The following is a 3,928-nucleotide window of genomic DNA, read 5'->3' as shown; positions in this document are numbered from 1 at the left end:
TCGTATTTAGTTACCTGGACACCTCAGCTTCCGTTGGGAGTTGGGGGCGGCCGTCGAGGCCGTCAGATGCGATGGCCGCGGGGGTGTCCGTGCGAGTTCAGCAGCGGTGTCTGGAAGACGGCTCGACCATTGTCGAGCTGCTCGATGAGGACGGGGCGCCCGTCGAAGTCGTTGCGGGGTTCCTGCGGTTCCTCGGTGCTCGGGACTGTTCGCCAAACACGCTCGTGTCGTACGCCTACGACCTCCGGCACCTGTGGCGGTTCTTCGAGAAGCGCGGCCTGAGCTGGGAGCAATTCGGTCCGCCGGACGCGATCGCGCTGCTGGAGTACCTGCGGTCGGTGCCGTCCCGGCGCCCGCGCCGTCGGATGACGCTGTCGGTGGTGACGATGGATGCCGACGGTCCGGCGACCAAGCTCGCGGCGAGCACGGTGAACCGGATCCTGGCCGCGGTTTCCTCGTTCTACGAGTACGCGATCCTGGCCGGGCTGCTGGATCAGGCCAACCCGATCGAGAAGCGCCCGGACCCCGCGTTGCAGCGCGTCTCCGACCGGCACCGCCCTTTCATGGGCCGAGCCAGCCGACAACGCCCTGTCCGTCGGGCCGTACGCGTCAAGACCGTCCAGCGGGTGCCCCGTCCCCTGGACGACGAGCAGATCGAGTTGCTGCTCGCAGAGCTTCGAGGGCTGCGCGACCGGGCGATCGTGCTGCTGATGCTCCATGGCGGACTGCGGCCCGGAGAGGTCCTCGGCCTGCACCTCGACGACCTGGCCTACGGGCGGAGACGTGTGGTGGTTCGGCACCGTGAGGACCACCCCAAAGGCGCCCGTTCAAAGTCCCGCCAAGAGCGGATCGTGGACCTGCACGAGGCAGAGACACTGGCCACGGTCAGCGCCTACGTGATGAACGAGCGCCCGCAGGACGTCGACAGCCGACTGGTGTTCCTGATCGGAGGCCGCGGCACCCGACGGCTGGAACCGCTCGGCTACGACGGGCTGGTGCGGATGTTCTCCCGGGCCTGCGCCCGCGCCGGCATCCGCGAGCCCTGGGTGACCCCCCACGCCCTGCGCCACACCCACGCGACCCGCATGTGGGAGGGCGGGATGCGGGAGTTGACGCTGCAGAAGCGACTCGGTCACGCCTCGCCGGAGTCGACTCGTCTTTACACCCGGGTCTCCGACCCTGCCGTCGTCGCCGACTACCACCAGGCTCTGGATGCTCTCGGCAAGCCGCGGGAGGCCACCCCATGAGGGCCGGCCCCACCTCCACCGCGGCCATGGCCGCCACCCCGGATCCCGTCCGCCGACAGCGTCCACGGCACTGCGCCGACCGCGAGTACGTGAGCTTCGTCCGCGCCCAGGACGGCTTCAACCACCACTACCTCAACGCCAAACTGCGCTACTACCGGGCCTTTCGCGAGCGATGGCCGGACCTGGCCACGTGGTTCGCCGAGCCGCTGGCCGAGCGGGTGGGCCGACTGCCCGGGGAGTCCTTCCACAGCCCCTCGTTCCCCGCCTCGCACAAGGCCCGGCCCTACTTGACCTACCTTGGCCTGCGCGGATACGCGACGTTCGACTACCGGTGGATGTTCGCCGTCGGCCAGCTGCGCCTCCACGACCAGGCCGCGCTCGCCGGGATCGACCTGGGCACCACGGCGCTGGTCGAGGAGGCGATCGCACTCGGCTACAGCGGCCCGGCGGCGAGGCAGGCGATGCACTGGGCGGTGGCCCGGATCGCGCTCCGCAACGGTCTGGCCGACGTCGCCGACATCACCGGCGAGCACATCGCCGAGGTCCTGGAAGCGATCCGACTCTTCCCTGAGGAACCGGAGTTCGCGGCCTTCTACCCATCGGCCCAGCACTTCTACGAGGGACCGGCGAAGTGTTGGATCACGCACCTGCACCAGCTGAAGGTGGTGCTCTTCCACCGCGGCCAAGTCGCCGTCCAGCCACGCAAGCTGATGCCGTCGTGGAAGCCACCCCTGGCGCTGCCGCCCCGGATGCTGGCCGCCGCGGAGAAGTGGCTGGCCGCCCGCAGGCTGACCGACGCGCCCTCGACGGTGGACAAGCTGGAGCTCGCGGTGCGGGTCTTCGGCCAGTGGCTCGCCGAGCACCACCCCGCCATCACCACCTTTGCCGACGTCACACGCGAGCACTGCCTGGACTGGATCAGCCACATCGCCGAGGCGCCGACCAAGAAGACAGGCGAACCGCTGGGCGTCATGTCGCGGATCCAGCGGATCTCCGGGCTGTCACAGTTCTTCCGCGACACCGCGCTCTGGCAGTACGCCGACGTGCCCGGTCACACCCTCATCGGCGCCGGCGACGCACCGAAGTACCCGCAGAAGGTGCCGCGGTTCATCCCCGAGCAGGACCTCGACCGGCTGATGCCCGCCATCGACGCGATCGCCTGCCCATTCCAGCGGGCCGCCCTGCTGGTCGCTCGCTGGTCCGGAGCCCGCCGCACCGAGATCCAGCGTCTTCCGCTGGACTGCCTGGACCGCTATCCCGACGGCACCCCGCGACTTCGCCTGTCCGGCCGCAAGACCTACAAGGAGCGCGTCGTCCCCCTGCACGAGGACGCCGCCGAGGCCCTGCAGAAGGTCATCGACCTGCGCAGAAGCGCACCGGAGCGGCCGTTCACCGACGAGCGGACGGGCGAGGAGATCCGCTACCTGTTCATGAGCCACGGCAAGCTGCTGTCGACGTACTACCTGTTCGAGACCCCGATTCAGGCTGCCTGCAAGGCCGTTGGCCTGGTCCGTCCTGGTGGCCGCGGCGGCACCGGCCGGGGCACCGTCTCGGCTCACCGGTTCCGGCACACCGTCGGCACCCAGCTCGCCGAACGCGGCGCGAAGCTCCACACCATCATGAAGGTCCTCGGGCACACCTCCGTGAACATGGCACTCGTCTACGCACAGATCAGCGACCAGGAAGTCCTGCGCGACTACCAGACCGTGCTCGGCCCTGGCGCCACCATCGCCGGCCCGGCCGCCGATGAACTGCGCAGCGGCACGCTGCCGGATGCGTCGATCGACTGGCTGAAGACGAACTTCTTCAAGACCGAACTCGAACTCGGCCGCTGTCTCCGGCTCCCCGTCGAAGGCCCCTGCGAGTGCGACCTCTACCTGACCTGCGCGAAGTTCGTGACGACGCCGGAGTACGCACCACGACTGCGGGCTCGACGCGAGGTCGAGCTGACCCTCGCCCGCGACGCGGCCGAACGCGGCTGGGACCGTGAGGTCGAACGTCACCGCTGCACCAGCGAACGCATTGGCAGACTCCTGGCTGACCTCGGCCAACCCGCCCACGCTGAAGCGGAGGCCGACGAGTCCAGTGATTGATCACGCCGCAGAGGGGCTACCTGAGGGGCCCTCGCTCGTCGATGAACACAGTGGGCGTCGACAAGAACACGTCGCCGCTCACGGGACCGTAGGCGATGTTGAAAGTGTCCAGCCAGTACGTCCAGCCTCGGATCCCTGCCGCACTGCTGAAACGGTAGTTGAGCTGCCATCGGACCCATTGACCGGGGGCAAGGCGCACGGCCGGAGGCCGTCGCGGCCGAGGGGGTACGGCGAACAGGGGCTGCACACGGGGAAGTACTCGCAATCGGCCGTCGGCTTCGCGGAGTTGGACGTCGACCTTGCGCAGGTCTTCCTGGCTGTCATAGGGGTCGAAGCCGTCCCGCTCATGCATACGAACCACGTGCGCGACCGAAGGGGGCGTATGCGGAACGGTGAAGCCGACCGCGGCCGCGTTCCTGCGAGTGGCAGCCTCTCCTCCCCGGGACTGCTTCGTCCAGGACGTCCGTATCCACTGGACGGTAATTTCCACGGCTCCTACCCTCGCCAGCTCATCGAGCACCCCACTCTATGTCTGCCCTTCTCGCCCAGCCGCGAGCGCCTCCCGATGACGCCGACACAGTCGGCGGT

Annotated in this window: 3 protein-coding genes; 2 read left to right on the top strand and 1 reads right to left on the bottom strand. The window is 68.8% G+C overall.

Annotated elements, in window-relative coordinates; all coding sequences use genetic code 11:
- Positions 1-89: 89 nt before the first annotated feature.
- Together FPZ41_RS45405 and FPZ41_RS45400 are read left to right on the top strand one after the other, a co-directional pair.
- Entirely contained in the window at positions 90-1,247 is a 1,158-nt protein-coding gene (locus tag FPZ41_RS45405) for a tyrosine-type recombinase/integrase (RefSeq protein WP_322621554.1), read from the top strand.
- The gene (locus FPZ41_RS45400) at positions 1,244-3,340 is read left to right on the top strand and encodes a tyrosine-type recombinase/integrase (RefSeq protein ID WP_228023447.1); all 2,097 of its coding nucleotides are present in this window, start codon (positions 1,244-1,246) and stop codon (positions 3,338-3,340) included. Before FPZ41_RS45405 ends, FPZ41_RS45400 begins: the two co-directional genes overlap by 4 nt.
- Positions 3,341-3,356: 16 nt before the next feature.
- Here the strand turns inward: FPZ41_RS45400 and FPZ41_RS49280 are convergent, their stop codons facing one another.
- A complete protein-coding gene (locus FPZ41_RS49280) occupies positions 3,357-3,830 on the bottom strand; it encodes a hypothetical protein (protein ID WP_322621553.1) in 474 nt (157 codons plus the stop codon).
- Between the last annotated feature and the right edge of the window lie 98 nt (positions 3,831-3,928).

This window comes from Streptomyces acidicola (assembly GCF_009377235.1).
GTDB classification, from domain to species: Bacteria; Actinomycetota; Actinomycetes; order Streptomycetales; family Streptomycetaceae; genus Streptomyces; species Streptomyces acidicola.
The sequence above is the reverse complement of the archived record's forward strand: the minus strand, read 5'-3'. Positions and strand labels throughout refer to the sequence as shown.